We start from the raw sequence: 1,508 nt of genomic DNA, 5'->3' as shown, positions 1-1,508 counted from the left end.
GGGGGGTTATGATTCATTGGGACATGTTGAAGAAACCTGCTCCCGAACAGACGGCTCTCGAGATGGTAACGCTCGACAGCCTGGTCCCGAAGGATCACCTGCTTCGTAAGATCGATGCGGTGATCGACTTCTCCTTCATCCATGACCGCGTTGTCGGCCTTTACTGCGCCGACAATGGCCGCCCGCCGCTGGACCCGACGTTGATGTTCAAGGCGCTGTTCATTGGCTACCTGTTCGGGGTGCGCTCGGAACGGCAGTTGGTGCGCGAGATCGAGGTGAACGTCGCCTATCGGTGGTTCTTGCGCATGAAGCTGGCCGACCCAGTCTTCGATGCCTCGACGCTTTCCCAGAACCGCCGCCGCCGCTTCAACGACACGTCGGTGGCGCAGGACATCTTCGATGCCATCGTTGAACAGGCGATCCGCCACGGCCTGGTGGATGGCACGGTGCTCTACACGGATTCGACCCATCTGAAGGCCAATGCCAACAAGGGCAAGTACGACTTGGAGATGCTGAAGAAATCGCGGGCCGACTACTGGGCCGACCTCGACCGGGCGATCGAGATGGAGCGCACAGCGCATGGCCAGAAGCCGCTGAAGGAGAAAGAGCGCGAGCCGGAGGTAAAGGAAACCAAGGTGTCACGTACCGATCCGGACAGCGGTTATATGGTACGCGACGGCAAGCCCAAGGGCTTCTTCTATCTCGATCATCGCACGGTCGATGGCCGCCATGCCATCATCACCGATACCCATGTGACGCCGGCGAATGTGCATGATAGTATCGTCTATCTGGAGCGGCTCGACCGGCAACGGACACGCTTCGAGTTGAATGTCGGTGCTGTCGGGCTCGATGCGGGCTACGCTACGGCAGGCATCGCCAAGGGGCTGGAGGACAGGCAAATCCTCGGCGTGACCGGCTATCGCAGGCCGACCCCGCCCAGAGAGGGGATGGTCGCCAAATCGAAGTTCGTCTACGAGCCCGAGGCCGATGGCTATCGTTGTCCTGAAGGCCAGTTGCTCCTTTACGCCACCACCGACCGCAACGGCTACAAGCACTACCGCTCGGACCCGTCAGTGTGCCGCGACTGCCCGCTTCTGGCATCGTGCACGAGCAACGCCAAGGCTGAGCGGATCATCACCCGGCACGTCTGGCAGCATGCCCGCGAGCGCACCGACATGAACCGCAAGACACCGTGGGGCAAGGCGATTTATAAACGGCGGAAGGAGACGGTCGAGCGTTCCTTCGCCGATGCCAAACAACTCCACGGGCACCGCTATGCCCGCTTCCGCGGCCTCATCAAGGTCAGGTGGCAATGCCTGCTGGCAGCCGCCGCGCAGAACATCAAGAAGATCGCAATGGCGATGACGAAAGCCCCTAAACCAGCCTGGGGATGAGGGGCTCACCCCTCGCCGGATTGCGCCATCCAGCTCGCGAAAACACCACCTGAACGAGAAGCCCAAAAACGCAAAAACCCACCGACAAAAATCGGCGGGTTTGTCAGCAGTCTG

At 60.7% G+C, this 1,508-nt stretch carries 1 protein-coding gene; it reads left to right on the top strand.

Translation table 11 applies throughout. The features are described 5' to 3' along the window. Positions 1-23 precede the first annotated feature (23 nt). Entirely contained in the window at positions 24-1,394 is a 1,371-nt protein-coding gene (locus GGQ73_RS22765; protein ID WP_183897999.1) for an IS1182 family transposase, read from the top strand. Positions 1,395-1,508: the final 114 nt, after the last annotated feature.

The organism is Rhizobium skierniewicense, from assembly GCF_014196515.1.
Taxonomy (GTDB): domain Bacteria; phylum Pseudomonadota; class Alphaproteobacteria; order Rhizobiales; family Rhizobiaceae; genus Agrobacterium; species Agrobacterium skierniewicense.
This window is presented reverse-complemented; position numbering and strand designations above follow the sequence as displayed.